This is a genomic window from Pseudomonas sp. PL-6 (assembly GCF_054110165.1).
Map to the genome: position 1 here is coordinate 3,399,504 of NZ_CM134189.1, position 22,785 is coordinate 3,422,288.

Sequence of the window (22,785 nt, forward strand, 5' to 3'; positions counted from 1 at the left end):
TTGGTGGAGCTAAACGGGATCGAACCGTTGACCTCTTGCATGCCATGCAAGCGCTCTCCCAGCTGAGCTATAGCCCCGAAACCTTGCGGTCTGGCTGCAACGCCTGAGCGTTGCGGCTGGAATAAGTGGCGTCCCCTAGGGGACTCGAACCCCTGTTACCGCCGTGAAAGGGCGGTGTCCTAGGCCACTAGACGAAGGGGACGCAAGACCCTGATCGTGAATCGATCTACACCGATTCTGGCACTCCCGGAGGAGTCGAGATTGGTGGAGCTAAACGGGATCGAACCGTTGACCTCTTGCATGCCATGCAAGCGCTCTCCCAGCTGAGCTATAGCCCCATCTCGAGGACGGGGCGCATGTTAAGAGCGCCCCGATTGGCTGTCAACAACATTTTTCCTGCCAGCCAAAAGTTTTTGCCACTAGAACAACTACTTAGGGTCGCGCGACGTCCCGTAGGGTGCGCCGTGCGCACCGCCACAACCGAGAGTGCCGCGGTGCGCGCGGCACACCCCAGCTCAGGCGATGCTCGCCAGCAGCTTCTCCCACTCCTTGGCTTCTTTCTTCGAAGTACCGCCGAGCAGCTCCAGCGCCTGGCGCAGACGGAAGCGGGTCAGGTCCGGACCGAGGATTTCCATGGCATCGAGCACCGACACCGAGCTGGCCTGGCCGGTGATGGCGGCGAACATCAGCGGCATGGCGTCGCGCAGCTTCAGCTCCAGGTGCTCGACCACCGCCTGGATGCAGCCGGTGATGCGCTCCTTTTCCCACTGGCGCAGGGCCTCGAGCTTCCACAGGATCAGCTGCATCAGCTGGCGCACCTGGTCGGGTGACAGTTTCTTGTGCTCGAACAGCTTGGCGTCCAGGTTCAGGCCGCCGGAGAAGAAGAAGCCGGCCAAGGGCGCGATCTGGCTGAAGGTTTCCACCCTGCCCTGCACGTGCGGCGCGATCTGCATCAGGTACTCGGGATTGAGCGCCCACTTCTGCACCTCGGCGGCGAAGGTCTCCACCGGCAGCTCGCGCAGCCACTGGCCGTTGAGCCAGGAGAGTTTTTCCAGGTCGAAGATCGGACCGCCCAGCGACACCCGGTTGATGTCGAAGTGCTCGATCATCTCGTTCAGGGAGAACTTCTCGCGCTCGTCCGGCATCGACCAGCCCATGCGGCCGAGGTAGTTGAGCATGGCCTGCGGCAGGTAGCCCATGCGCTCGTAAAAGGTGATGCTGGTGGGGTTCTTGCGCTTGGACAGCTTGCTCTTGTCCGGATTGCGCAGCAGCGGCATATAGCACAGCGCCGGTTGCTCCCAGCCGAAGTATTCGTAGAGCTTGATCAGCTTGGGCGCCGACGGCAGCCATTCCTCACCGCGCAACACATGGGTGATGCCCATCAGGTGGTCGTCGACCACGTTGGCCAGGAAGTAGGTGGGCAGGCCGTCGGCCTTCATCAGCACCTGCATGTCCATGCGATCCCAGGGGATCTCGACGTCGCCGCGCAGCATATCCGGCACCACGCAGACGCCCTCGCTCGGCACCTTCATCCGTACCACGTGCGACTCGCCGGCGGCGATGCGGCGCTGCGCCTCGGCCGGGTCGAGGTGCATGCAATGACCGTCGTAACGCGGGGTTTCCTTGTTGGCCATTTGCTGCGCGCGCACCTCGTCGAGGCGCTCGGCGCTGCAGAAGCAGGGGAAGGCATGGCCTTTGCCGACCAGTTCGTCCGAATACTGCTTGTAGATCGCGCCGCGCTCGCTCTGCCGGTACGGGCCGTGCGGGCCGCCGACGTCCGGGCCCTCGTCCCACTCGATACCCAGCCAGCGCAGGGCGTCGAAGATCTGCTGCTCGGACTCGCGGGTCGAACGCAGCTGGTCGGTGTCCTCGATGCGCAGGATGAACTGACCGCCGTGCTGACGGGCGAAGCACAGGTTGAACAGCGCGATATAGGCGGTGCCGACGTGGGGATCGCCGGTCGGCGATGGCGCGATACGGGTACGAACGGTGGTCATGAAGGCTCTCGGACAGTCGAAGCGTGGGTTCAATCAAGCCGGCGATGTTAACAGGCCGGGGGCGCCGGGCTCCAGCAGGCCGCCGGCGCTGAGCGGCAGGCTGGCCATGAGGAAATCGAGGAAGGCCTTGACCTTCATCGCCTGGAACCGTCGCGAAGGATAGACCGCATAGACCTCACCCAGCGGCAGGCGCGCCTGGCTCAGCAGCTCGACCAGACGACCGGCGCGCACCGCCTCGTCGCTGATCATCAGCGGCAGGCCGGCGATGCCGGCGCCGGCCAGCGCCGCCTCGCGGGCGAAGGTGATGTTGTTGCAGGTCAGCACCCGCTGGCAGGGCACGCTCTCGCCGAGCAGCGGCCAGTAACGCGGCGCGTCGTGCTGCAGGAGGATGGCGCGATGCCCCTCCAGCTCGGCGACGCTGCGCGGTGTGCCGTGCGCCGCCAGGTAGGCCGGGCTGGCGCACAGGCGCCGGCCGCTCTCGAACAGCTTGCGCGCGATCAGCGTGGAGTCCTGCGGCTGGCCGACCTGGATGGCGATGTCCACGCCCTCCTCCAGCGGATCGACCAGGCGCGAGCTGAGCTCCACCTCGGCGCTGATCTGCGGGTACTGGCGCATGAACTCGCCGAGCACGCGACCGAGAAACAGCTGGCCGAACTCGATCGGCGCGCTGATCCGCAGCAGCCCCGAGGGCTCGCGCTGCAGCTGCATCACCGCCTGCTCGGCCTCGGCGAAGTCGAGCATGATCTGCCGGCAACGCTCGTAGTAGGCCTGGCCCACCTCGGTCAGGCGCAGCTTGCGCGTGGTGCGGTTGAGCAGGCGCACGCCGAGGCGCTCCTCGAGCAGGGCGATGCGCCGACTCACCGTGGATTTTTGCATGCCCAGGCTGCTGGCCGCCTGGGTGAAGCTGTGGCACTCCACCACGCGGGTGAAGATCAGCGCGTCGTCCAGCCCCATGATTGTTCCCCACAAGCAACAAAGTTTGCCAAGTCTACCGGCTACTAGCGAAAAGTGAACATCGTTAAATTTGCTTACATTTTTCACCCAAGCCGAGCCCCCGCATGCCCGCTCCCCTGCAACACCGCCTCCTGCTCTTCACCACCCTGCTCGGCCTGCTGGCCGCCGCCCTGTTCGGCCACTGGTTGCTGGTCGGCCGTCACCTGCAGAGCACCGACAACGCCTACGTGCAGGGCGAGATCACCCGGGTATCGAGCCAGCTGAACGCGCGCATCGAGCGGGTGCTGGTGCGCGACAACCAGCACGTCGAGGCCGGCGCGCTGCTGGCGGTGCTGGAGGACAGCGATTTTCGCCTGGCCCGCCAGCGCGCCCGCGCCGCCCTGGCCAACTACCAGGCGCAACTCGACCAGGCGCGCAGCAAACTGGCGCAGCAGAGCAGCCTGATCGCCGCCAGCCAGGCTGAAGTGGCCGCCAGCCAGGCCACCCTGGAACGCGCCCAGCTCGATCTCGGCCGTGCCCAGGCCCTGCGCAAGCCCGGCTACGTCTCCGAGGAGCGGGTCACCACCCTGGCCGCCGACCAGCGCGTGGCGCGCTCGCAGCGGGCCAAGGCCGCCGCCGACCTGCAGGCGCAGCGCCAGCAGACCGCGGCGCTGGAGGCCGAGGTGAAACGCCTCGACGCGCTGATCCTCGCCGCCGGCGTCGACCTGGAGCAGGCCGAGCTGGATCTCGCCCGCACCCGGATCCACGCGCCCATCGGCGGCTTCGTCGGCCAGCGTGCGGCGCGCGAAGGCCAGGTGGTACAGAGCGGCAGCTACCTGCTGTCGCTGGTGCCGGATCGCGACATCTGGGTGCAGGCCAACTTCAAGGAAACCCAGATCGGCCGCATGCGCCCCGGCCAGCGCGCCGAGCTGGTGTTCGACAGCTACCCCGGCACCCCCATCGAGGGCCGCATCGACAGCCTGTTCGCCGCCTCCGGCGCGCAGTTCAGCCTGCTGCCGCCGGACAATGCCACCGGCAACTTCACCAAGGTGGTGCAGCGCATCCCGGTCAAGCTGACCTTCGCCGCCGACCACCCGCTGCAGGGGCTGATCCGCCCCGGCATGTCGGTCGAGGTGCATGTCGACATCCGCGACGACGCCCAGCATGGCGGCTGATGCCCTGTTGCGCCCGACGGCGGAGCCCAGCCGGCGCGACTGGATCGCGGTGATGAGCGCCATGCTCGGCGCCTTCATGGCGGTGCTGGATATCCAGATCACCAACGCCTCGCTCAAGGACATCCAGGGCGCGCTGGCTGCCACCCTCGAGGAAGGCTCGTGGATCTCCACCTCCTACCTGGTCGCCGAGATCATCATGATTCCGCTGACCGCCTGGCTGGTGCAGCTGCTCTCGGCGCGGCGCCTGGCGCTGTGGGTGTCACTGGGCTTTCTCGCCTCCTCGCTGCTGTGCTCGATGGCCTGGAACCTGGAGAGCATGATCGTCTTCCGCGCCCTGCAGGGCTTCACCGGCGGCGCACTGATCCCGCTGGCCTTCACCCTGACCCTGATCAAGCTGCCGGAGCACCACCGCGCCAAGGGCATGGCGCTGTTCGCCATCACCGCCACCTTCGCCCCGTCCATCGGCCCCACACTGGGCGGCTGGCTGACCGAGAACTGGGGCTGGCAGTACATCTTCTATATCAACGTGCCGCCGGGCCTGCTGATGATCGCCGGGCTGCTCTACGGCCTGGAGAAGAAGGCGCCACACTGGCCGCTGCTGCGCACCACCGACTACGCCGGGATCCTCACCCTCGGCCTGGGCCTGGGCTGCCTGCAGGTGTTTCTCGAGGAAGGCCACCGCAAGGACTGGCTGGAGTCGGGCCTGATCCAGGGCCTGGGCAGCATCGCCCTGATCAGCCTGGCGCTGTTCGTCATCCTGCAGTTGTCGAAACCCAACCCGCTGATCAACCTCGGCGTGCTGCGCGAGCGCAACTTCGCCCTGGCCAGCATCGCCAGCCTCGGCCTGGGCGTGGGCCTGTACGGTTCGATCTACGTGCTGCCGCTGTACCTGGCGCAGATCCAGGGCTACAACGCGCTGCAGATCGGCGAGGTGATCATGTGGATGGGCCTGCCGCAGCTGCTGCTGATCCCGCTGGTGCCCAAGCTGATGACATTCGTCTCGCCGAAGTGGCTGTGCGCCCTGGGTTTCGCCCTGTTCGGTGCGGCCAGTTTCGCCTCGGGGGTGCTCGAGCCGAACTTCGCCGGCGAACAGTTCCAGCACATCCAGCTCATTCGCGCGCTCGGCCAGCCGCTGGTGATGGTGACCCTGTCGCTGATCGCCACCGCCTACATGCTGCCGCAGGACGCCGGCTCGGCCTCGAGCCTGTTCAACATCCTGCGCAACCTCGGCGGCGCCATCGGCATCGCCCTGCTCGCGACCCTGCTGGATGCCCGCGCCAAGGTCTATTTCGACTACCTGCGCGAAGCCCTGGTGCCGACCAATGCGCAGCTGGACGAACGCCTGCAACTGCTGACCCAGACGCTCGGCAGCGAGCAGGCGGCGCTGGCCAAGCTCAGCGAAATCGCCCACCAGCAGGCGGCGATCATGGCCTACAATGACGCCTTTCATTTCATCGGCATCGCCCTGGGCCTGAGCATGCTCGCCATGCTACTGACCCGCCGCCTGCCAGCCGGCGCCACAGGTAGCGCCGCCCACTGACCCCACGCGCCCACTGCGGCGCGTTTTTTCGTTGCGGTATTGCATGCTCAAAACCTCCCGCGCCCTGCTGCTGATCGGTGCCTTCGCCACCATCTACATCGGCTGGGGCACCACCTACCTGGCCAACCATTTCCTCCTGCGCGAGCTGCCGCCCTTCGTCATCGGCTGCCTGCGCTTCGCCCTGGCCGGCGGCCTGGCGCTGCTGTGGGTGGCGCTGAGCGGGCAACTGCGCCTGCAGCGCAGCGACTGGGGCGGCGTGCTGATCGGCGGCCTGTCGCTGATCGCGGTCGGCCAGGGCGCGCTGATCTACGCCAACCAGTACCTGCCCACCGGCATGCTGGCGATGCTCTATACCACCCTGCCGCTGTGGAGCGTGGCGCTGGAATGGCTGCTCGGCGAACGCCCGCCGCTCTGGGTGCTGGCCGGCCTGGCGCTGGCCTGCGGCGGCATCGTGCTGCTGATGAACAACGCCCTGGGCAGCGCGGCCAGCGCCGAACAATGGCTGGCCGGCGCCATGGTGGTGGCGGCGACGCTGTTCTGGGCCTGCGGCGTGTGGCTGCTGCGCGGCCGCCCGGCGTTTCGCTCCAGCTGGCTGGGGCTGAGCCTGCAGATGCTGATCGGCGCCCTGCTGCTCGGCCTGTTCGGCCTCTGGCACGGCGACTGGCAAGGCCTGCAGCTGGCCGCCACCTCCAGCCAGGCCTGGCTGTGGCTGGCCTACCTGGTGCTGCCGGTGAGCCTGGGCGTTTACCCGGCCTACTTCTGGCTGCTGCGCGAGGTGCGCCCGAGCCTGGTGGCCACCTTCGCCTTCGTCAACCCGGTGGTGGCGCTGCTGCTGGGTTACCTGCTGCTGGGCGAACAGTTGAGCCTGCTGGCGCTGCTGGCCTGCGCGATCACCCTGGGCGGGGTGATGCTGATCATCTTTGGCCGGCGCTAACGGCTCACGTAGCCCGGATGCAATCCGGGGAAATCTCCCGCCTTAACATCCCCCCGGATTGCATCCGGGCTACACCTGCAACAGGCGCTCGCGCAGCTTGTGGATCTCGTCGCGCAGCTGCGCCGCGGCCTCGAACTCCAGGTCGCGGGCCAGCTGGTACATCTTCTCTTCCAGCTGGCGGATGCGCTTGGCGATCTCGCTCGGCGAACGCAGTTCGCTCTCGTAACGGGCGCTCTCCTCCGCCGCCTTGGCCATGCCTTTGCGCTTGTTGCTGCGCGCGCCGGGCACGGTGGCGCCTTCGAGAATGTCCTGGACGTCCTTCTTCACCCCCTTGGGCACGATGCCATGGGCGGCGTTGAAGGCGATCTGCTTGTCGCGGCGCCGCTCGGTCTCACCGATGGCACGCTCCATCGAGCCGGTGATGCGATCGGCATAGAGGATCGCCTTGCCGTTGAGGTTGCGCGCGGCGCGGCCGATGGTCTGGATCAGCGAGCGCTCGCTGCGCAGGAAGCCTTCCTTGTCCGCATCGAGAATCGCCACCAGCGCCACCTCGGGCATGTCCAGGCCCTCGCGCAGCAGGTTGATGCCGACCAGCACATCGAAGGCGCCGAGACGCAGGTCGCGGATGATCTCCACCCGCTCCACGGTATCGATGTCCGAGTGCAGGTAGCGCACCTTGACGTCGTGATCGCCCAGGTAGTCGGTGAGGTCCTCGGCCATGCGCTTGGTCAGGGTGGTGACCAGCACCCGCTCCTCGACCGCCACGCGCAGACGGATCTCCGACAGCAGGTCGTCGACCTGGGTGCGCGCCGGGCGCACCTCCACCTCGGGGTCGACCAGACCGGTGGGGCGCACCACCTGCTCGACCACCCGCCCGGCATGCTCGGCCTCGTAGGGCCCGGGCGTGGCCGAGACGAAGATGGTCTGCGGGCTGGCCGCCTCCCACTCCTCGAAGCGCATCGGCCGGTTGTCCAGCGCCGACGGCAGGCGGAAGCCGTACTCCACCAGGGTTTCCTTGCGCGAACGGTCGCCCTTGTACATGGCACCGACCTGCGGCACCGAGACATGAGACTCGTCGATCACCAGCAGCGCCTCGTCCGGCAGGTAGTCGTACAGGGTCGGCGGCGGCTCGCCGGGACCGCGCCCGGAGAGGTAGCGCGAGTAGTTCTCGATGCCGTTGCAGTAGCCCAGCTCGAGGATCATCTCCAGGTCGAAACGGGTGCGCTGCTCCAGGCGCTGCGCCTCCACCAGCTTGCCCTCACCGCGCAGGTAGTCCAGACGCTGCTTGAGCTCGACCTTAATGTTCTCCACCGCACCGAGCAGCGTCTCGCGCGGGGTGACGTAGTGGCTCTTGGGGTAGAAGGTGAAGCGCGGCAGCTTCTTGATCACCTCGCCGGTCAGCGGGTCGAAGGCGCTGATGCTCTCGACTTCGTCGTCGAACAGCTCGACGCGGATCGCCTCCAGTTCGGATTCGGCGGGGAACACATCGATCACGTCGCCGCGCACGCGGAAACTGGCGCGGGCGAAGTCCAGGTCGTTGCGCGTGTACTGCAGCTCGGCCAGGCGGCGCAGCAGGTCGCGCTGATCCATTTTGTCGCCGCGGTCGAGGTGCAGCACCATCTTCAGGTACTCCTCGGGGCTGCCCAGGCCGTAGATCGAGGAGACGGTGCAGACCACTATCACGTCCGGCCGCTCGATCAGCGCCTTGGTCGCCGACAGGCGCATCTGCTCGATATGGTCGTTGATCGAGGCATCCTTCTCGATGAAGGTGTCGGACGACGGCACATAGGCTTCCGGCTGGTAGTAGTCGTAGTAGGAGACGAAATACTCCACCGCGTTGTGCGGGAAGAACGCCTTGAACTCGCCGTACAGCTGCGCGGCCAGGGTCTTGTTCGGCGCCAGCACCAGGGTCGGGCGCTGCACCTGGGCGATCACGTTGGCGATGGAAAAGGTCTTGCCCGAACCGGTCACGCCGAGCAGGGTCTGGTGCGACAGGCCCGCCTCCAGGCCTTCGACCATCTGCCGGATCGCCTCCGGCTGATCGCCGGCCGGCTTGAAGCGGGTTACCAGTTGAAATTCCGTCATGACTGACCTCGACAAACGGCTGTGACGCGCCCTGACAGACTACGTCAAAGCTGCTAACTGCGGGCGATGGACAAACCCGCTCGAATTACCTGGCGAAAGCCCTTAATTCAGGCGTTTGCGCTGTCGCCCCCCAGACTCAGGGTCGCTATACTAGCGCCCCGTTTACGCGACCCCCTAGCGCGAGTTTTCGGGGTCGCCTGGCCTCCCACCCTCACCTTCGAGCTGCCGCATCCATCATGAGTCTCTTCTCCGCCGTCGAAATGGCTCCGCGCGATCCCATCCTGGGCCTCAACGAAGCGTTCAACGCTGACACCCGCACCACCAAGGTCAACCTCGGCGTGGGCGTCTACTACAACGAGGAGGGGCGAATTCCGCTGCTTCGCGCCGTAGCCGAGGCCGAGAAGGCGCGCATCGAGGCCCACGCACCGCGCGGTTACCTGCCGATCGAAGGCATCGCTGCCTACGACCAGGCGGTGCAGAAACTGCTGTTCGGCGCCAATTCCGCCCTGCTCGAAGGCGGCCGCGTGATCACCACCCAGGCCCTCGGCGGCACCGGCGCGCTGAAGATCGGCGCCGACTTCCTCAAGCGCCTGCTGCCCGACTCGGTCGTGGCCATCAGCGACCCGAGCTGGGAGAACCACCGCGCGCTGTTCGAATCCGCCGGTTTCCCGGTGCAGAACTACCGCTACTACGACGCCTTCAGCAACGGCGTCAACCGCGGCGGCCTGCTCGAAGACCTGCGCAACCTGCCGGCGCGCTCCATCGTCGTGCTGCACGCCTGCTGCCACAACCCGACCGGCGTCGACCTGCAGCTGGACGACTGGAAGGCCGTGCTGGAAGTGCTGCGCGAGCGCGAGCACGTGCCTTTCCTCGACATCGCCTACCAGGGCTTCGGCGACGGCATCGAACAGGACGCCGAAGCGGTACGCCTGTTCGCCGAATCCGACCTGGAGTTCTTCGTTTCCAGCTCCTTCTCCAAGTCTTTCTCGCTGTACGGCGAGCGCGTCGGCGCGCTGTCCATAGTCACCAGCAGCCAGGAAGAAGCCGGGCGCGTGCTGTCGCAGCTCAAGCGCGTGATCCGCACCAACTACTCCAACCCGCCGACCCACGGCGCCACCGTGGTCGCCAGCGTGCTCAACAGCCCCGAACTGCGCGCCATGTGGGAGGCCGAGCTGGGCGAAATGCGCGAGCGCATCCGCGGCATGCGCCTGGCCATGGTCGAGCAACTGGCCGCCCTGGGCGCCAAGCGCGACTTCGGCTTCGTCGCCGAGCAACGCGGCATGTTCTCCTACTCCGGCCTCACCGTGGAGCAGGTCGAGCGGCTGAAGAACGAGTTCGGCATCTACGCCGTCGGCACCGGCCGCATCTGCGTCGCCGCGATGAACAAAGGCAACCTGGACAGCGTCACCCGCGCGATTCATGCCGTGCTGTAAGCCTCTGCGATAAACAAAAACGCCGGCTCGAAGCCGGCGTTTTTTATGCGCCGCACAACAACGCAACGTAGGAGCGGCTTTCGGCTTTAGCGTCCTGCGTCACTCTACCTCCTGCATCCATGCACTCGTAGCCGCGATCTGTCGCGACTAAAGCCCCTTCCCACGACACCAACGCTGAACGCCCCGAATCCTGGCCACCTAGAAGTCACTGCAAAGTGTTGACTTCTCTTTTTTAATCAGTAACATACGCGCCGTTGTTCCGCGATAGCTCAGTCGGTAGAGCAAATGACTGTTAATCATTGGGTCCCTGGTTCGAGTCCAGGTCGCGGAGCCAAATTTAAAGCCTCGGTTCATAGCGGGGCTTTTTCGTTTTCGGCGGACTCTCACCAGGGACTGCGTCCCAGGTTATTCGCTTCGTTCACCCCTTCGGGGCCGCGCTAAAGCGCGTTCGGCTGGCGCCGTCGAGTCCAGGTCGCGGAGCCAAATTCGAGAACCCAGCCTAACCGCTGGGTTTTTTATTGCCTGTGGACTCTCACCAGGGACCCTGTCCCAGGTTATTCGCTGCGCTCACCCCTTCGGGGCCGCGCTAAAGCGCGTTCGACTGACGCCCTCGAGTCCAGGTCGCGGAGCCAAATTTGAGAACCCAGCCTAACCGCTGGGTTTTTTATTGCCTGTGGACTCTCACCAGGGACCCTGCCCCAGGTTATTCGCTGCGCTCACCCCTTCGGGGCCGCGCCAAAGCGCGTTCGGCTCGCGCCGTCGAGTCCAGGTCGCGGAGCCAAATTCGAGAACCCAGCCTGACCGCTGGTTTTTTTATTGCCTGCGGACACTCAACCTAGGGTGCGCCGTGCGCACCGGCAGCACTCGAGAGCCAAGGCCTGGCGCCGACAAAATACGCCGCCTAAAAGCAAAAAGGCCGGTCAAGGACCGGCCCAAATGGCAACGCCGCCAGGCGTCAGTTCACACTCAACTTGTCGCGATTCTTCTCCAGCGTCGCCTGGCCAATCCCCTTGACCTCCAGCAACTCGTCGACCGACGCGAAGTTACCGTGTTCCTCACGGTACGCCACGATCGCCTTGGCCTTGGTCTCGCCGATACCCGCCAGCTCGCGCTGCAGGGTATCCGCATCGGCGGTGTTCAGATTGACCACGGCCACCTGCGCCACCTGCACGGCAGCCGGCTTGGCGCTTTCGGTTTTCGGCGTTTCGGCGGCCACGGCAGCCAGGGAGAGAAAAGCGAGAACAGCGAACAGCAGGGAAGAAAGACGGGCTTTCAGCATGATTATCGTCCTTGTCATTAGTTCATCTGAATGGGACTTCCTCAGTCCACGAAGTACAAACTAGACGCTGATACCCGTCTGTCAAATCAGGAGTCGGAACGGCGCTGCTGATGAATCCAGTCGACGATCTCCCCCTCGGGTCGGTAACCACTCACCGTTTCGCGCAGCAGTTGCCGCACGCGGTCGTAGTCATCGCGCTCCACGGCGTCCAGCAAGTCCTGCAACACCCGCTTGTAGACATCCCACGGCAACATTTCCTCGTTGGCCCGCATGATCATCGGATGCTCGGTTTCGCTGACGTTGTCGCCGATCAACAGCTCTTCGTAGAGCTTCTCGCCGGGCCGCAGGCCGGTGAACTCGATGGCGATATCGCCATGCGGGTTGCGCTCCGAACGAACACTCAGGCCGCTCAGGTGAATCATCTTCTCGGCCAGATCGAGAATCTTCACCGGCTGCCCCATATCCAGCACGAACACATCGCCCCCCTGTCCCATGGCCCCAGCCTGGATCACCAGCTGAGCCGCCTCCGGGATGGTCATGAAGTAGCGGGTGATTTTGGGATGGGTCACGGTCACCGGCCCGCCGCGGCGGATCTGCTCGTGGAAGCGCGGGATCACCGAACCGGACGAGCCCAGCACATTGCCGAAACGCACCATGTTGAAACGCGTCTTGTTGACCCGGTGCACCCCATCCTCGCCGAACAGCACGGGAGCCGATTCGCGGCTGAGCGCCTGCAGGATCATCTCCGCCAGACGCTTGCTGCTGCCCATCACGTTGGTCGGCCGCACCGCCTTGTCCGTGGAAATCAGCACAAAATGCTCGACACCGGCCTGAATTGCCGCCTGGGCGGCGTACAGGGTACCCATCACATTGTTCAGCACGCCCTCGGCGATGTTGTGCTCGACCATCGGCACATGCTTGTAGGCCGCCGCGTGGTAGACCGTCGCCACGCGCCAGGTCCGCATCACATCCAGTAAACGCCCGGGATTACGCACCGAGCCCAGGATGGGCACCAGCTGCAAAGACAGGTATTCGCGCCGAATACGCTGCTCCAGTTCGGTGTGAATGCTGTAGAGGTTGTATTCCGAGTGCTCGAACAGCACCAGCACCCTGGGGCCGCTGGCGACGATCTGCCGGCACAGCTCGGAACCAATCGAGCCACCGGCCCCGGTCACCATCACCACCTGATCGCGGATGCAGTATTCCAGCAACGCCTGATTCGGCGGCACCGGATCGCGTCCGAGCAAGTCGGCGATATCGACCTCCTGCAAGTCGTCGACCTTCACCCGTCCGCTGGCCAGGTCCATGAACCCGGGAACCGTGCGGACATGCAGCGGAAAGCCCTCTAGGCACTCGAGGATTTCACGGCGTCGAGCCCGCGACAGCGAGGGCACCGCCAGCAGGATTTCCTGCGCCCCGGTCTCTTCGATCATCTGCTGGATGTGTTTGGGCTTGTAGACCTGCAGGCCGGCGATGATTCGCGTGGCGATATTGTCGTCGTCATCGACGAACGCCACCGGCTGCATGGAGCGCCCCATGCGCAGGGCGGCAACCAGTTGGTTGCCTGCCGCACCGGCGCCATAGACTGCCACCTTGGGCAAAGACCCCGCACGACTGGCATTCACGAACGGCATCTGCCGCGCCGCCACATACCAGTCGCCCATGAAGTACTGACGCATCAGCAAGCGCAGCCCGCCGATCATGAACAGGCTCAGCCACCAGTAGTTGAACACCAGCGAACGAGGCACCAGCGCTGGCGGCTCGCGATACCAGTAGACGGCCAGCGCCAGCGTCAGGGCGGAGAGCGTGACCGCCTTGAAGATCGCCAGCAGCGCATCGTTGCCGAAATAGCGCATCACCGCGCGGTACATACCCAGGCGGATAAAACAGGGAATGGCGATCAAAGGCGCCGCGGCGAACAGCCAGAGGTGGTCGCCCCAGGGATCGATGCGCTTGTCGAACCCCAGGCGCACCACGAATGCCAGCCACAGCGCCAGCCAGACCAGGCCGATATCCACCGTAACCTGCAGCAGGCGCTTGTAGCGCCGCGGCAACTTGACCAGCCTCTTGCGCAGCTTATCCGTCATCCGTTCCTCTTGATCGTCCAGTGGCGGTCCATCGACCTCATATCGACCCGCATAACTCGAATAACGCCAAAGCTCCGCATGCGCTCCCGATAAACGGTGCCAGGGCTACTCCGCTGCACCTGCCTCGAAACGCCATGCCAGCCACGCCAAGGGACTATAGGCCAGAAGCAATCCCGCAGCGCCATCCAAATAGCCCAGCGCCACGCCAGCGGCCAGGGGCAACAGCCAGAGCAGATTCAGCAGCGCCACCGCCAACGTCACCGGCAGATGCCGCTGAAACCGGCGCGAGGCGAACTGGTAAGCATGGCTGCGGTGCGCCTCGTAGACCCGCTCGCGCCTCAGCAGGCGGTGCAGCAAAGTCCAGGTCGCATCCACCACGAACACTCCGAGCAGGATTAGCCAGGCCCACAACAACTCGCTCGCTACCCATGCAGCCTGCACCACCAGAGCGCCCAGTATCAAACCGATAAAGCCACTGCCGGCATCCCCCATGAAGATCCGCGCCGGTGGGAAGTTCCAGTACAGAAAACCCAATGTCGCCAGCCCCAGTGCCAACGGCGTCCAGGCCAGGGCCTGATGGCCAAGCAGCCCATAGAGCAACGCCCCCCCGAGGCACACGCAGATGGCCTCGACCGCCGCGATACCGTCTATGCCATCCATGAAGTTGTAGAGATTGAGCAACCATACCAGGCCGACCAGCGCCAGCCCATGACCCAGCCAGCCCAGCTCCAGCGGCACATCGACCACCCGCAACGGCGGCAAGCCGCCCAGCCACGTCAACACCCAGGCTGCCGCGATGAAATGCCCGAGCAAACGCCAGCGCGCCGCGACATGGCCGTGGTCGTCGAGAAAACCCAGCGCCGCCACCCAGGCGCCGCCACCCAGCAGCGCCCACATCGCCGGCCAAGGCAGCACCTCCTCCACGGCCAATATGGGCAGTACCGCGAGAAACGCCAGGACAATGGCCAGTCCGCCGCCACGCGGAGTTGGCACCGCATGCGAGCTGCGTGCATTGGGCACATCCAGCAGGCTGCGCGCCAGTGCGTAGCGACGCACCCCACCGGTCAGCCCCCAGGACACCAGCAGCACGCCCAGCAGCCATAACGGCATCATTGCCCGCCCCCCCGGACGAAGTCCTGCACAGTGGCGACCAATGCCTCATCGACGCCCTGCGGCGCCTGCCAATGCAGCAAGGCGCGGGCCTTGCCGCTATCGACCCGCAACTCGCCACACAGGCGTTGCGCCGCCGCCGCCCGCCCTAGCAGGAGCAGGCCGGCATACAGCCAGGCGCCGGGCAGCGGCACCAACCAGGAGCGCGAGCCAAGCGCGGCGGCCAGCGCGCGACTCAGCTCGGTCACGGACAGATCCCGACCATCGCTCACCAGAAAGCGTTGATTGGCGGCCGCCGGATGACTCGCGCAGCAGGCGAGAAAATCGACCAGGTTCTCCAGCGCCACCAGACTGCGCTGATTGTGCAAACTCCCCAGCGGTAGCGGCAGACCACGCGCCAGCGCCTGCATCATGCGCCGGAAGTTGGCCCCTACGCCGGGCCCGTAAACCAGCGGCGGCCGCACCACCACCCACTCCATGCCATGCTGCTCGCAGAACGCCCGCACGAGCTGCTCCGCCTCCCACTTGGAACGGGCATAGGCATCCTGTGGGTTCGCCGCGTCCTGCTCGGAGAAAGGCAGGCCCGGCAGACTGACCTCGCCATTGACCTTGATCGAACTGACCAAGACGAAGCGCCGCACCCCGGCATGGGCCGCGGCCTTGAGCAAGGCACGCGTCCCCTCCACGTTGACCGCTCTGAACGCCGCCAGCGGGTCCTGCTCGCTCTCCTCCATCACATGCACCCGAGCGGCTGCGTGCACCACCACTTCGACCCCGCGCAGCGCCTGCGCAACAACTTGCCCCCTGGCCAGATCGCCCAAGGCCCGCTGCTCGCACTGAAGATCGCCCGCCGCCAGCACGCGCACGCCAGCAACCGGCTGCATGGCAGGTTCACGCGCTAGACGGCGCAGCAGCGCCGCGCCAACCAGGCCATTCGCCCCACTGACCAATACCTGCATCAGACCGGCTCCAGCAGCTGCAGGATGTCCTGCGCCATCTCGTCCATGATCCGCGCACGCCCGTAGCGGTGGACGAACGCCGCGCGATCAGTCAGCCCAAGCTCCAGTCGCTCGAAACTTTCAAGCGCCGCCTCGACATCGCAGGGCGCAAAAACCGCGGTATTGGTCAGCTCGGCGGCGATGAACTCTGCCGCATAGCCCGCGACACCGGCCCAGATGGGTTTACCGGTCGCGGCATACTCGAACAGCTTGGAAGGCAGAACTCGTCTGAAGGCAGAGTAATCGTTCAAATGGAGAAAGAGCACATCCGCTTCGCGATAGAACTCCAACAGATGCTCCCTAGCCACGGGAGGGAGCAACTCGACATTATCCAGATCCATCGGCCGCAGCGCCTCACGTAGGAGCTCACTACGCCCGCCGGCCCCCACGACACGGAAATGAGCACGTCCGCGCAAGCGCCTGGCCAACTCCGGCAAAATCAGGTGCATGCCCTGCCCGTCGCCGAGATTGCCGGCGTACAACACCTGCACCGGCTCGGCAACCGGGCGCGGCAATGCCTTCTGCATGTCCGCCGTGAATCTCACGAAGGCCTCATCCACTCCATTGGAAAACACGGGAAAGTGCCGCATCGGATAGCGCGGCTGGAAATAACCGAGAAAGCCTCGGGAAACCAGGCTCACCCGATCGGCCCGCACTACCGCCGAACGCTCCAAAGAGCCAAAGGCCAACTGCAACGGAGCGGCAACCCACCTCGGGAAGAGCACATAGAGGTTCTCGACAAAAATATCTCTGATATCCAGATAAAGCCGCGTCTTACGACGATAGGCGACCCATGCCCCCAGCACCGCGGTCATCAGACGAGATGAGGTAGCCACCACCAGGTGATAGTTCCCGGCAGCTGTCAGGCAACGAACCCGTCGGGCGTAGCGCCAAAAGGAAACGGCCTGGCCGACGAACCCCTCGCGCATCTGCGGCAGGTGCACACGCCGGACATACAACCCAGGCGACTCCTCGGACGAGTCGACTTCGGATGCATGACAGGCATAGCGATTGGGCTGGGTCGTTAGCACGTCGATTTGTATATCCGCACCGGCGCGGCGCCGAAGAGCTTCAACCAGAGCCAGTGCGCGAAAGGAACCCGCCGACAGATCAGGGGGATAGAAGAAGGTAAGCAGCAGTATTCGCTTAGACATACATATCCGCAGTGACGCAGCAGTCGGCACCTGCATGCCACAGCAGGACGCCCCCCCTCTTCACCATGACACTCATCATGCGCACTCAACCCTTCTTTGCTGACGATCTGCTGCTTCAGTTTCGCAAGCGCGCAAGCTTAACGAACCCTATCCGAAAGATTGCAAAAAAATTGCTAACCCAAGACCCGGCGATACATGTCGATCAACAGATGCTCCTGCACCTCCCAGCTCAGCGCGGCCGCGGCAGCGCGAGCCCGCTGCGCATGATGCTGGCGAAGCCGGACATCCGCGACCATGCGCCGTAGCGCGTCGGCAAGCGCCTCACTATCGCCAGCCGGTACCAGTAGGCCAAGATCGTGCTGCCTAACGATGCGGCGGATCTCCGGCAGGTCGGAAGCGACCACCGGCAAACCGGCCTGCACATACTCGAATAGCTTGTTGGAATCGGTGGTGTAGTGATTGAGGCAGGTATTTTCGATGGGTTGTACACCGATATCCGCGGACGCCGTATAACGCGGCAGTTCGGCCAGCGGCACCGTCGGAACAAAACGAACACGTTGTTCCAGCCCCAACTCTGACGCCTGAGCGCGCAATGCGTCGTGCAACGGGCCACCGCCCACCATTACCAGACAGGCCTCTGGCACCTGAGCCATTGCTTGCACCAGCAGACACAAGCCTCGCCCCGGCTGTTGCCCACCTTGGTAAATTACAACTGGCCACTGCCGATCCCAGCCCAGCTCAGTCCGTATACGATTACTACCCTGCGCGCAGTAGTGCCTGGGACGGTTCTGCAACACCAATGGCCGGGGCACTTTGTAGGCCCGGGCAAAAAACTTGGAACGCGCATCCGTGGTGGTAATAGCACCGGACGCACGTGGCATGATCTTTCGCTCAAGCCAAGCTACAAGCGGCCTGATAGAACGATAGCCTTCTCGATGCGTGCTGATTTCATGAGCGTCATACACCAACGCGGACCGGCACCAACAAGCGGCAAGCCAAGCCAGTGGCAGCATGTTTACATCGTGAGCGTGCACCACATTGGGCCTGGCTCTGCACACCGATACCAGCATGCTCAGTTGCGTACCCAGGCGCGACAGTGCTCGCAAGAGCAGCCCTAAGAAAGAGGATCTCCCGCGCGACTTTTTCGCCGCGAGTTGCCTGCTGCCATGGCGAGCACCAAAGCGGCGCACATCAAAGCCAGCCGCCAGCCTTTCGAAATCCAGGGCAACCCCGGGCGCCGCCAGCGCATTCACCGTCACGACATAGCCAGCCTGTGCCAGAGTCTGCGCCTCATTGAATACTCGGGCGTCATTGAGAAATGTGTTCCACACCAACATTTCAACTCGCGCACTCGCTTTAAATCCATCAGCCATCGACTGCAATATAATTCGCTCTTCTTAGTCGTAAGGAATGAAGCTGGGAGTCAGCTAGTTCAAAGCCACATCAACCGCGGTCAAGCTTCAACTTCTGTTTTCGCCGAACGGCTCTCCAAGGCCTCAAGCCGCTCGAGAATCTTGGGCGCCAAGGCCAACGCCTGACGATACTGTCGACGCTGACAATGTTGGTCCAAGGCGAAACACAATGCAGCCAACTCAACCTGTTCCAAGGGATACTCGCTCAGTTCAGGAGAAGCTACCTTTGCGTTCTCGAACACAGCGGCGAGTTCATTAAACCAGTATCCGAGCACCAACCAACCAGCACCAAGCGGCTCCAGCGCCCAACGAGTCCAGTTTAGAAAATAGGCCATACCATCAGGATGCTGGTAGAGGTCAGCGGGTTGAATATCCGGAACATGGATATACAAGGGCAGTTCCTGCAACCTGGAAACTATCCTTGGATAGGCCGCCAGCAATTGCTCGAATATGTTTTGATCGTCACTGCCATTAACTGCAACTTCCAAACCATTGAGCGCCTGTATATCCAAACGCTGCCAAAGCATTGGATGCGAGCGCTTATAAAGCATCTGCAGGCGTTCCGGCGGTCTGATCGACATGAGCTTGGCATTGAGTTTACCAACCACAGGAACAAGATTCTTGATTTCAACGCCAGCGTCGGCAGGACACTCATAAATAAGGCATTGAAGCTCTCCAACCTTTGTGACACCCAGCAATGGGAATGCCGGAAGCTCGGCAATTCCCTCCAACATCAGGGTTGACTCATGGATAGCTGCGGCACTTCGATTAGCGGCAAACAACTTGAGAAGATAAGCCTTACCGCCGGCCTCGACTCGCAAGGATGCAGCGTTTAAAACAGCGGTTTCCTGCCATGAAAAACTGACAGGACCATCAATATAGCCTGTATATTCCTGCAGCACGGGTTTTACCCAATCGGCACGTCGCGCAGGCATCATCAGACTCCACAGAGAGCTTTGCTCTTTGGTCAAGGCAGGCATCAGAACCTTGCCATGAAAGAACAAAGCATCCAACCTGGCACGCTGACGCAAAAGCGCATTGGCATCAGTAACCAGGGTAACGGCTTTTTGCAGTACCTGGCGACTGAGCAGCAAAGCCACAATTCCCAGGATCACACTCGGCTGCGACAGCAGCAAAAAATCAGCGACCAAGAAGCCAAAGACCACAAAGAAGCCTAGCCCCGAAAGCACATTGAGCAATGTAGCCAACTTGGTGGGTGCATTTGCAAGCCGCCGCTCAAGCTCTGTATTGAAAGATACTACTGCGGCAAAAATCAGCGTAACGAGCAAGAGATAACTCAACTGCACCGCTGCCATTGCAGGATAAAAGCATGTCAACAAGAACAAGCTCAGCGAAACAAATACCGCAGCAGCAACTATTCGCGAGAACCGCAGATAAGCATCTCGAGCCTGATCATCCTGATTCTCAAACAACGCCATCTTATGACTTCGTTGCAGCAACCTCCCTGCCCCCGAGACCGTTGCAACACCTATGACGCGCTCAGCAAGCAAGTGCAACAGGAAAACCCCCAGCGTCCCCAGGCAAAGCAAGCCAATCAGGCTATCTCGGCCGAGTGCAGCCAAATCGGGAGGGAGGTAGCTGGGGATACCCTCGGAGCCGAGCAGAATTACGACCTTCAAAGGCAAGAAAGCCGCAAGCAAGGCGGCGACCTGCGATACAAGCGTCAAGCAAACGATCAGCAACGTATGTCCAAAGGCTACCCGCCCGATTTTCTTGCCCAGGGACAACAACCAGCGGAGCGAACGCAAAACCGTAAACATCATTCAAGTCCCGTCTTGGCCCAGTCCAGCAACTGTACCGCGCGAACCTCCCAGGTGTTGCTAGCGATGAAATCACCCAGCACCCCGGCGTCAGGCTGGCAGCGGCAGGCGTCGTCCAGCGCACGACAGAACGCCTCCAGGGAGTCGACCGTCCAGGTATAGGGGTAGCTGGCTATCTGCGGCATTCGAAAAGACACGACGGGTAACTGCAAGGCGAGATACTCATAGATCTTGATCGGATCCACGCCATCGGCAAGCGGACCCATGCGGAACGGGATGATGGCCGCACTCCAGCGGGCGGCATATTCATGCAGTACGTGCCAAGGCTTGGGGCCCAACAGCACGATGTTGACGGGCAACTGCAACCCGGCAGGCTCAGAGTGGCCAATGATCTCGAAGCGCAGATGAGGACGCATCTCGGCCACTCGCTTCAAGGCATCCCAATCAAACCACGCAGGCGAGAGATGCCCGAAGTAACCGACGATGCTCGGCTGGACGGGCTGGCGCCGATACTCAGCAGAGACATAATCCCGCTCCACCGCATTCGGCATCAGCAGTACCCGGCTGCCAGTTGCGAGGTCTTGCATCTTGCACACCAGCGGCCCGGAAACGCAAAGAGTCGCATCGCAGTCACGCACCAACTGACGTTCGACCGACGCATTGAACCAGCGCGCCATGCCGACCTTGGCGAACTCCTCCCAGTCATCCCGACAGTCGTAAACGACACCCCAGCCGCGCTGCCGGAACAGATCGACGAAGCGCTCGACGCCCGGCAAGGGATAAGAGACCACGAACAGCTTGCGACAGCCTTGCAGGTCCGTATTTGCAAGTGTTTCCAGGAGCGTCAAGGTGATATCGACCGGACTTTGCAATAGCAGTGGATGTTGCGACTCGGGCAAGCCTTCATCCGTGCGTGAGCGGTGATAACTGAAAAACACCGCAGCGCCCGAACGCAGCAGCGCTTGCGTCTGACGGATCGGGCGGTTGCCGCGCGTCCCCTGCACCGAGGTGGTGCCGGAAAACAGCACCACCAGCGACTTTTGCTCCTCCCGCGCCCGCTGCGCCAAGCCCCTCCATTCGCCGGCGATCTGCGCCACGAGCTGTGGATCCGCTGTTTTAGGCCCCGTAGCGGCACGACGCTCATGCCAGAGCCGCCAGAGGTCGAGGGGCAAGCGAATCAGACTCCTGGGTGAACGCATCGCCGAGGTCAGCAACAGACCCAGGCGATAGCTGAAACTCGTCACCACCCGCTGGTGCTCTTGCCGCAGCGCCTGCAACTGGGCCTGCAACTCCTGTTGAGGTGGATCAGTACGCTTGTGCATCACGACTCCAGCGCCGCATTGAGTGCTGCCATGAAAGCTGCTGGGCCGTAGGTGGAGGACAAGTGTTCGTACATGTGCCGGCAAGTCTCTTGATCTGGCACTGCCAGAAGCGCTTTGGCAGCCTGCTCGAACTGCTCGGGCTGCCAGATATCCACTCGCTTGATCATGTCCGAATCGGGAAAGACTTCGCGAAACACCGGCAGATCGTTGGTGATCAACGGACAACCGCACATAAGCGCCTCGGCAGCCGCCATGCCGAAGGACTCATCCCGAGAGGTGACCAGCATGGCCCCGCCAGAATCACCACACCGGCGATAGAGCGCTGCCAGCGCCTGATTGTCGATACGGTCGATCCAACGCAGCGAGTCCAGCAACTCAAGTTTGCCTGCTAGTTCAAACAGTGCCTCTCCGGTTTCAGCAGGTGCGGTATAGCCTCCCACCATTGTCAATTGGACCGTACCAAACAGCTCCTTGAGCATATGGGCATAGATCAATGCCAACCGCCAGTTCTTGTGCCCATCGAGCTTGCCCACCCAGATAAAATGCCGCACGCCCGCTGCGGAATCTTCACCGCCATGCTCCGGCTGCAGAGAGAAAACCCCGTGATCCAGCACATTGGGCAACACCTGTGGCGTAATGCCTGGCAGGCGCTTGGCGACGAGTAACGCAGAATAATGCGTAGGCACCATAACACCCGCCAGACGCCCGACATCGAGATGATTGAGATAAGCAAGACCATTGGCGGTGGTGGTATGCACATCCAGCCATACCCTGCGCGGCGGCTGCCACCATGTCGGAAAGCTCTGAGCCAGCAGTTCTGGTGTATCGATCACCACCACGTGATCATACCCACCCTGCCTCAACAGGCTGCGGTATGAATGATCAGTCCCGAAGTACGCGCCCTGCTGCAGCGGCAATAAGGCGCGCAAGCCATTATCCTGGCTGAAGAACAAATCACAGCGATGCCCCTGTTGCCGCATGGCTTGCTGTCGCAGCAGCAACTGAGTTGAAACCCCACCAACAATGCCATAGCGGTAGGCGTAAAGCAGGTTCAAGAAAATACTCCATAGCGACACTCGTCGGCCAGTGATCGCGCGTACTGCTGTAAAGGATCATCTGTTTCTGGAAGAGATGGCCACCAGATGATTCGACACCCTTGCAACTGCAAACGTCCAAGTCGTCGCGCAATGGGCTCGCTGATATCGCGAAGAATCAATTGACTGACCGGTGCCATATCCAAACGGGCGACCAGCAAGTTCGAGTCATTAGTAGACCAAACATCGTTATGCAGTGAAATGTCAGCCGCAGCCTGGGCAAATTCAATGGAATTACAGCGCAACGCAGTGGCAGACAAAGAAACCATTGCCGATCTAGTTGCCCCCCCCCCAACACGCCCCCTAACGCTCCGGCGGTAGGTAGAAAAAAGCGCATAAACTCTGGGAAAAACTTGGAATGATCGCCACGATATGGGTAGTGCCTGAAGCAGTAGATCCCCCAAACGGTAACGCAAGCTGTTTATGAGCGCATCCGTTTCTGCACGTGCAG

Annotated in this window: 16 protein-coding genes and 4 tRNA genes; 5 read left to right on the forward strand and 15 right to left on the reverse strand. The window is 62.9% G+C overall.

Annotated features, from left to right (window positions below; all coding sequences use genetic code 11):
* Nucleotide 1: 1 nt before the first annotated feature.
* From ACW9UL_RS14455 to ACW9UL_RS14475, 5 genes are all read right to left on the reverse strand, one after another.
* A tRNA-Ala gene (locus ACW9UL_RS14455) sits at nucleotides 2-77 on the reverse strand.
* Nucleotides 78-126: 49 nt separating this feature from the next.
* A tRNA-Glu gene (locus tag ACW9UL_RS14460) sits at nucleotides 127-202 on the reverse strand.
* Between the two features lie 60 nt (nucleotides 203-262).
* A tRNA-Ala gene (locus tag ACW9UL_RS14465) sits at nucleotides 263-338 on the reverse strand.
* Between the two features lie 177 nt (nucleotides 339-515).
* Nucleotides 516-1,997 (reverse strand): glutamate--tRNA ligase, encoded by a 1,482-nt coding sequence (gltX, locus tag ACW9UL_RS14470; protein WP_122108484.1) that lies wholly within the window; start codon nucleotides 1,995-1,997, stop codon nucleotides 516-518.
* Between the two features lie 33 nt (nucleotides 1,998-2,030).
* Nucleotides 2,031-2,951, reverse strand: a complete 921-nt coding sequence (locus ACW9UL_RS14475; protein WP_457787434.1) for a LysR family transcriptional regulator — start codon at nucleotides 2,949-2,951, stop codon at nucleotides 2,031-2,033.
* A gap of 104 nt (nucleotides 2,952-3,055) precedes the next feature.
* On the opposite strand from ACW9UL_RS14475, the gene ACW9UL_RS14480 reads away from it, so the two are divergent.
* Genes ACW9UL_RS14480 through ACW9UL_RS14490 form a run of 3 tightly spaced genes read left to right on the forward strand, consistent with a single transcriptional unit; the run spans nucleotide 3,056 to nucleotide 6,579 of the window.
* Nucleotides 3,056-4,105, forward strand: coding sequence for an HlyD family secretion protein (locus ACW9UL_RS14480; RefSeq protein WP_457787435.1), 1,050 nt, complete (start codon nucleotides 3,056-3,058; stop codon nucleotides 4,103-4,105).
* Nucleotides 4,095-5,645 carry an MDR family MFS transporter gene (locus ACW9UL_RS14485; protein ID WP_522731729.1) on the forward strand — a complete coding sequence of 517 codons (1,551 nt, stop codon included), beginning with the start codon at nucleotides 4,095-4,097 and terminating at the stop codon, nucleotides 5,643-5,645. Before ACW9UL_RS14480 ends, ACW9UL_RS14485 begins: the two co-directional genes overlap by 11 nt.
* Nucleotides 5,646-5,688: 43 nt before the next feature.
* Nucleotides 5,689-6,579 (forward strand): EamA family transporter, encoded by an 891-nt coding sequence (locus ACW9UL_RS14490; protein ID WP_457787436.1) that lies wholly within the window; start codon nucleotides 5,689-5,691, stop codon nucleotides 6,577-6,579.
* A gap of 69 nt (nucleotides 6,580-6,648) precedes the next feature.
* Here ACW9UL_RS14490 and uvrB read toward each other — a convergent pair whose 3' ends face one another.
* On the reverse strand, nucleotides 6,649-8,664 hold the full coding sequence (gene uvrB, locus ACW9UL_RS14495) for an excinuclease ABC subunit UvrB (RefSeq protein WP_457787437.1): 2,016 nt from the start codon (nucleotides 8,662-8,664) through the stop codon (nucleotides 6,649-6,651).
* A 236-nt stretch (nucleotides 8,665-8,900) separates the two neighbouring features.
* Here uvrB and ACW9UL_RS14500 point away from each other — a divergent pair, with 236 nt between their 5' ends.
* Complete coding sequence (locus ACW9UL_RS14500) at nucleotides 8,901-10,097, forward strand: amino acid aminotransferase (RefSeq protein ID WP_457787438.1); 1,197 nt, start codon at nucleotides 8,901-8,903, stop codon at nucleotides 10,095-10,097.
* A 258-nt stretch (nucleotides 10,098-10,355) separates the two neighbouring features.
* Nucleotides 10,356-10,431, forward strand: a tRNA-Asn gene (locus ACW9UL_RS14505).
* A gap of 621 nt (nucleotides 10,432-11,052) precedes the next feature.
* Here the strand turns inward: ACW9UL_RS14505 and ACW9UL_RS14510 are convergent.
* The 9 genes from ACW9UL_RS14510 to ACW9UL_RS14550 form a co-directional block, all read right to left on the reverse strand.
* Nucleotides 11,053-11,376, reverse strand: coding sequence for a ComEA family DNA-binding protein (locus tag ACW9UL_RS14510; RefSeq protein WP_457787439.1), 324 nt, complete (start codon nucleotides 11,374-11,376; stop codon nucleotides 11,053-11,055).
* Between the two features lie 86 nt (nucleotides 11,377-11,462).
* Nucleotides 11,463-13,463 (reverse strand): polysaccharide biosynthesis protein, encoded by a 2,001-nt coding sequence (locus ACW9UL_RS14515; protein WP_457787440.1) that lies wholly within the window; start codon nucleotides 13,461-13,463, stop codon nucleotides 11,463-11,465.
* Nucleotides 13,464-13,568: 105 nt separating this feature from the next.
* Nucleotides 13,569-14,573 (reverse strand): MraY family glycosyltransferase, encoded by a 1,005-nt coding sequence (locus tag ACW9UL_RS14520; protein WP_457790967.1) that lies wholly within the window; start codon nucleotides 14,571-14,573, stop codon nucleotides 13,569-13,571.
* Complete coding sequence (locus tag ACW9UL_RS14525; RefSeq protein WP_457787441.1) at nucleotides 14,573-15,532, reverse strand: NAD-dependent epimerase/dehydratase family protein; 960 nt, start codon at nucleotides 15,530-15,532, stop codon at nucleotides 14,573-14,575. Before ACW9UL_RS14525 ends, ACW9UL_RS14520 begins: the two co-directional genes overlap by 1 nt.
* Nucleotides 15,532-16,725, reverse strand: a complete 1,194-nt coding sequence (locus ACW9UL_RS14530) for a glycosyltransferase family 4 protein (protein ID WP_457787442.1) — start codon at nucleotides 16,723-16,725, stop codon at nucleotides 15,532-15,534. Before ACW9UL_RS14530 ends, ACW9UL_RS14525 begins: the two co-directional genes overlap by 1 nt.
* A gap of 173 nt (nucleotides 16,726-16,898) precedes the next feature.
* Nucleotides 16,899-18,062, reverse strand: coding sequence for a glycosyltransferase (locus ACW9UL_RS14535; RefSeq protein WP_457787443.1), 1,164 nt, complete (start codon nucleotides 18,060-18,062; stop codon nucleotides 16,899-16,901).
* 116 nt (nucleotides 18,063-18,178) lie between these two features.
* Complete coding sequence (locus tag ACW9UL_RS14540) at nucleotides 18,179-19,921, reverse strand: hypothetical protein (protein WP_457787444.1); 1,743 nt, start codon at nucleotides 19,919-19,921, stop codon at nucleotides 18,179-18,181.
* A complete protein-coding gene (locus tag ACW9UL_RS14545; protein ID WP_457787445.1) occupies nucleotides 19,918-21,240 on the reverse strand; it encodes a glycosyltransferase family protein in 1,323 nt (440 codons plus the stop codon). The genes ACW9UL_RS14540 and ACW9UL_RS14545 overlap by 4 nt, the downstream gene beginning before the upstream one ends.
* Nucleotides 21,240-22,295: a glycosyltransferase family 4 protein gene (locus tag ACW9UL_RS14550; protein ID WP_457787446.1), complete on the reverse strand. Its 1,056-nt coding sequence runs from the start codon at nucleotides 22,293-22,295 to the stop codon at nucleotides 21,240-21,242. The genes ACW9UL_RS14545 and ACW9UL_RS14550 overlap by 1 nt, the downstream gene beginning before the upstream one ends.
* Between the last annotated feature and the right edge of the window lie 490 nt (nucleotides 22,296-22,785).

Bases quoted from the DNA above. Each gene is read 5' to 3' on its own strand.
- gltX (WP_122108484.1), bottom strand. From the start codon at position 1,997: ATGACCACCGTTCGTACCCGTATCGCGCCATCGCCGACCGGCGATCCC.
- ACW9UL_RS14475 (WP_457787434.1), bottom strand. From the start codon at position 2,951: ATGGGGCTGGACGACGCGCTGATCTTCACCCGCGTGGTGGAGTGCCAC.
- ACW9UL_RS14480 (WP_457787435.1), top strand. From the start codon at position 3,056: ATGCCCGCTCCCCTGCAACACCGCCTCCTGCTCTTCACCACCCTGCTC.
- ACW9UL_RS14485 (WP_522731729.1), top strand. From the start codon at position 4,095: ATGGCGGCTGATGCCCTGTTGCGCCCGACGGCGGAGCCCAGCCGGCGC.
- ACW9UL_RS14490 (WP_457787436.1), top strand. From the start codon at position 5,689: ATGCTCAAAACCTCCCGCGCCCTGCTGCTGATCGGTGCCTTCGCCACC.
- uvrB (WP_457787437.1), bottom strand. From the start codon at position 8,664: ATGACGGAATTTCAACTGGTAACCCGCTTCAAGCCGGCCGGCGATCAG.
- ACW9UL_RS14500 (WP_457787438.1), top strand. From the start codon at position 8,901: ATGAGTCTCTTCTCCGCCGTCGAAATGGCTCCGCGCGATCCCATCCTG.
- ACW9UL_RS14510 (WP_457787439.1), bottom strand. From the start codon at position 11,376: ATGCTGAAAGCCCGTCTTTCTTCCCTGCTGTTCGCTGTTCTCGCTTTT.
- ACW9UL_RS14515 (WP_457787440.1), bottom strand. From the start codon at position 13,463: ATGACGGATAAGCTGCGCAAGAGGCTGGTCAAGTTGCCGCGGCGCTAC.
- ACW9UL_RS14520 (WP_457790967.1), bottom strand. From the start codon at position 14,573: ATGCCGTTATGGCTGCTGGGCGTGCTGCTGGTGTCCTGGGGGCTGACC.
- ACW9UL_RS14525 (WP_457787441.1), bottom strand. From the start codon at position 15,532: ATGCAGGTATTGGTCAGTGGGGCGAATGGCCTGGTTGGCGCGGCGCTG.
- ACW9UL_RS14530 (WP_457787442.1), bottom strand. From the start codon at position 16,725: ATGTCTAAGCGAATACTGCTGCTTACCTTCTTCTATCCCCCTGATCTG.
- ACW9UL_RS14535 (WP_457787443.1), bottom strand. From the start codon at position 18,062: ATGTTGGTGTGGAACACATTTCTCAATGACGCCCGAGTATTCAATGAG.
- ACW9UL_RS14540 (WP_457787444.1), bottom strand. From the start codon at position 19,921: ATGATGTTTACGGTTTTGCGTTCGCTCCGCTGGTTGTTGTCCCTGGGC.
- ACW9UL_RS14545 (WP_457787445.1), bottom strand. From the start codon at position 21,240: ATGCACAAGCGTACTGATCCACCTCAACAGGAGTTGCAGGCCCAGTTG.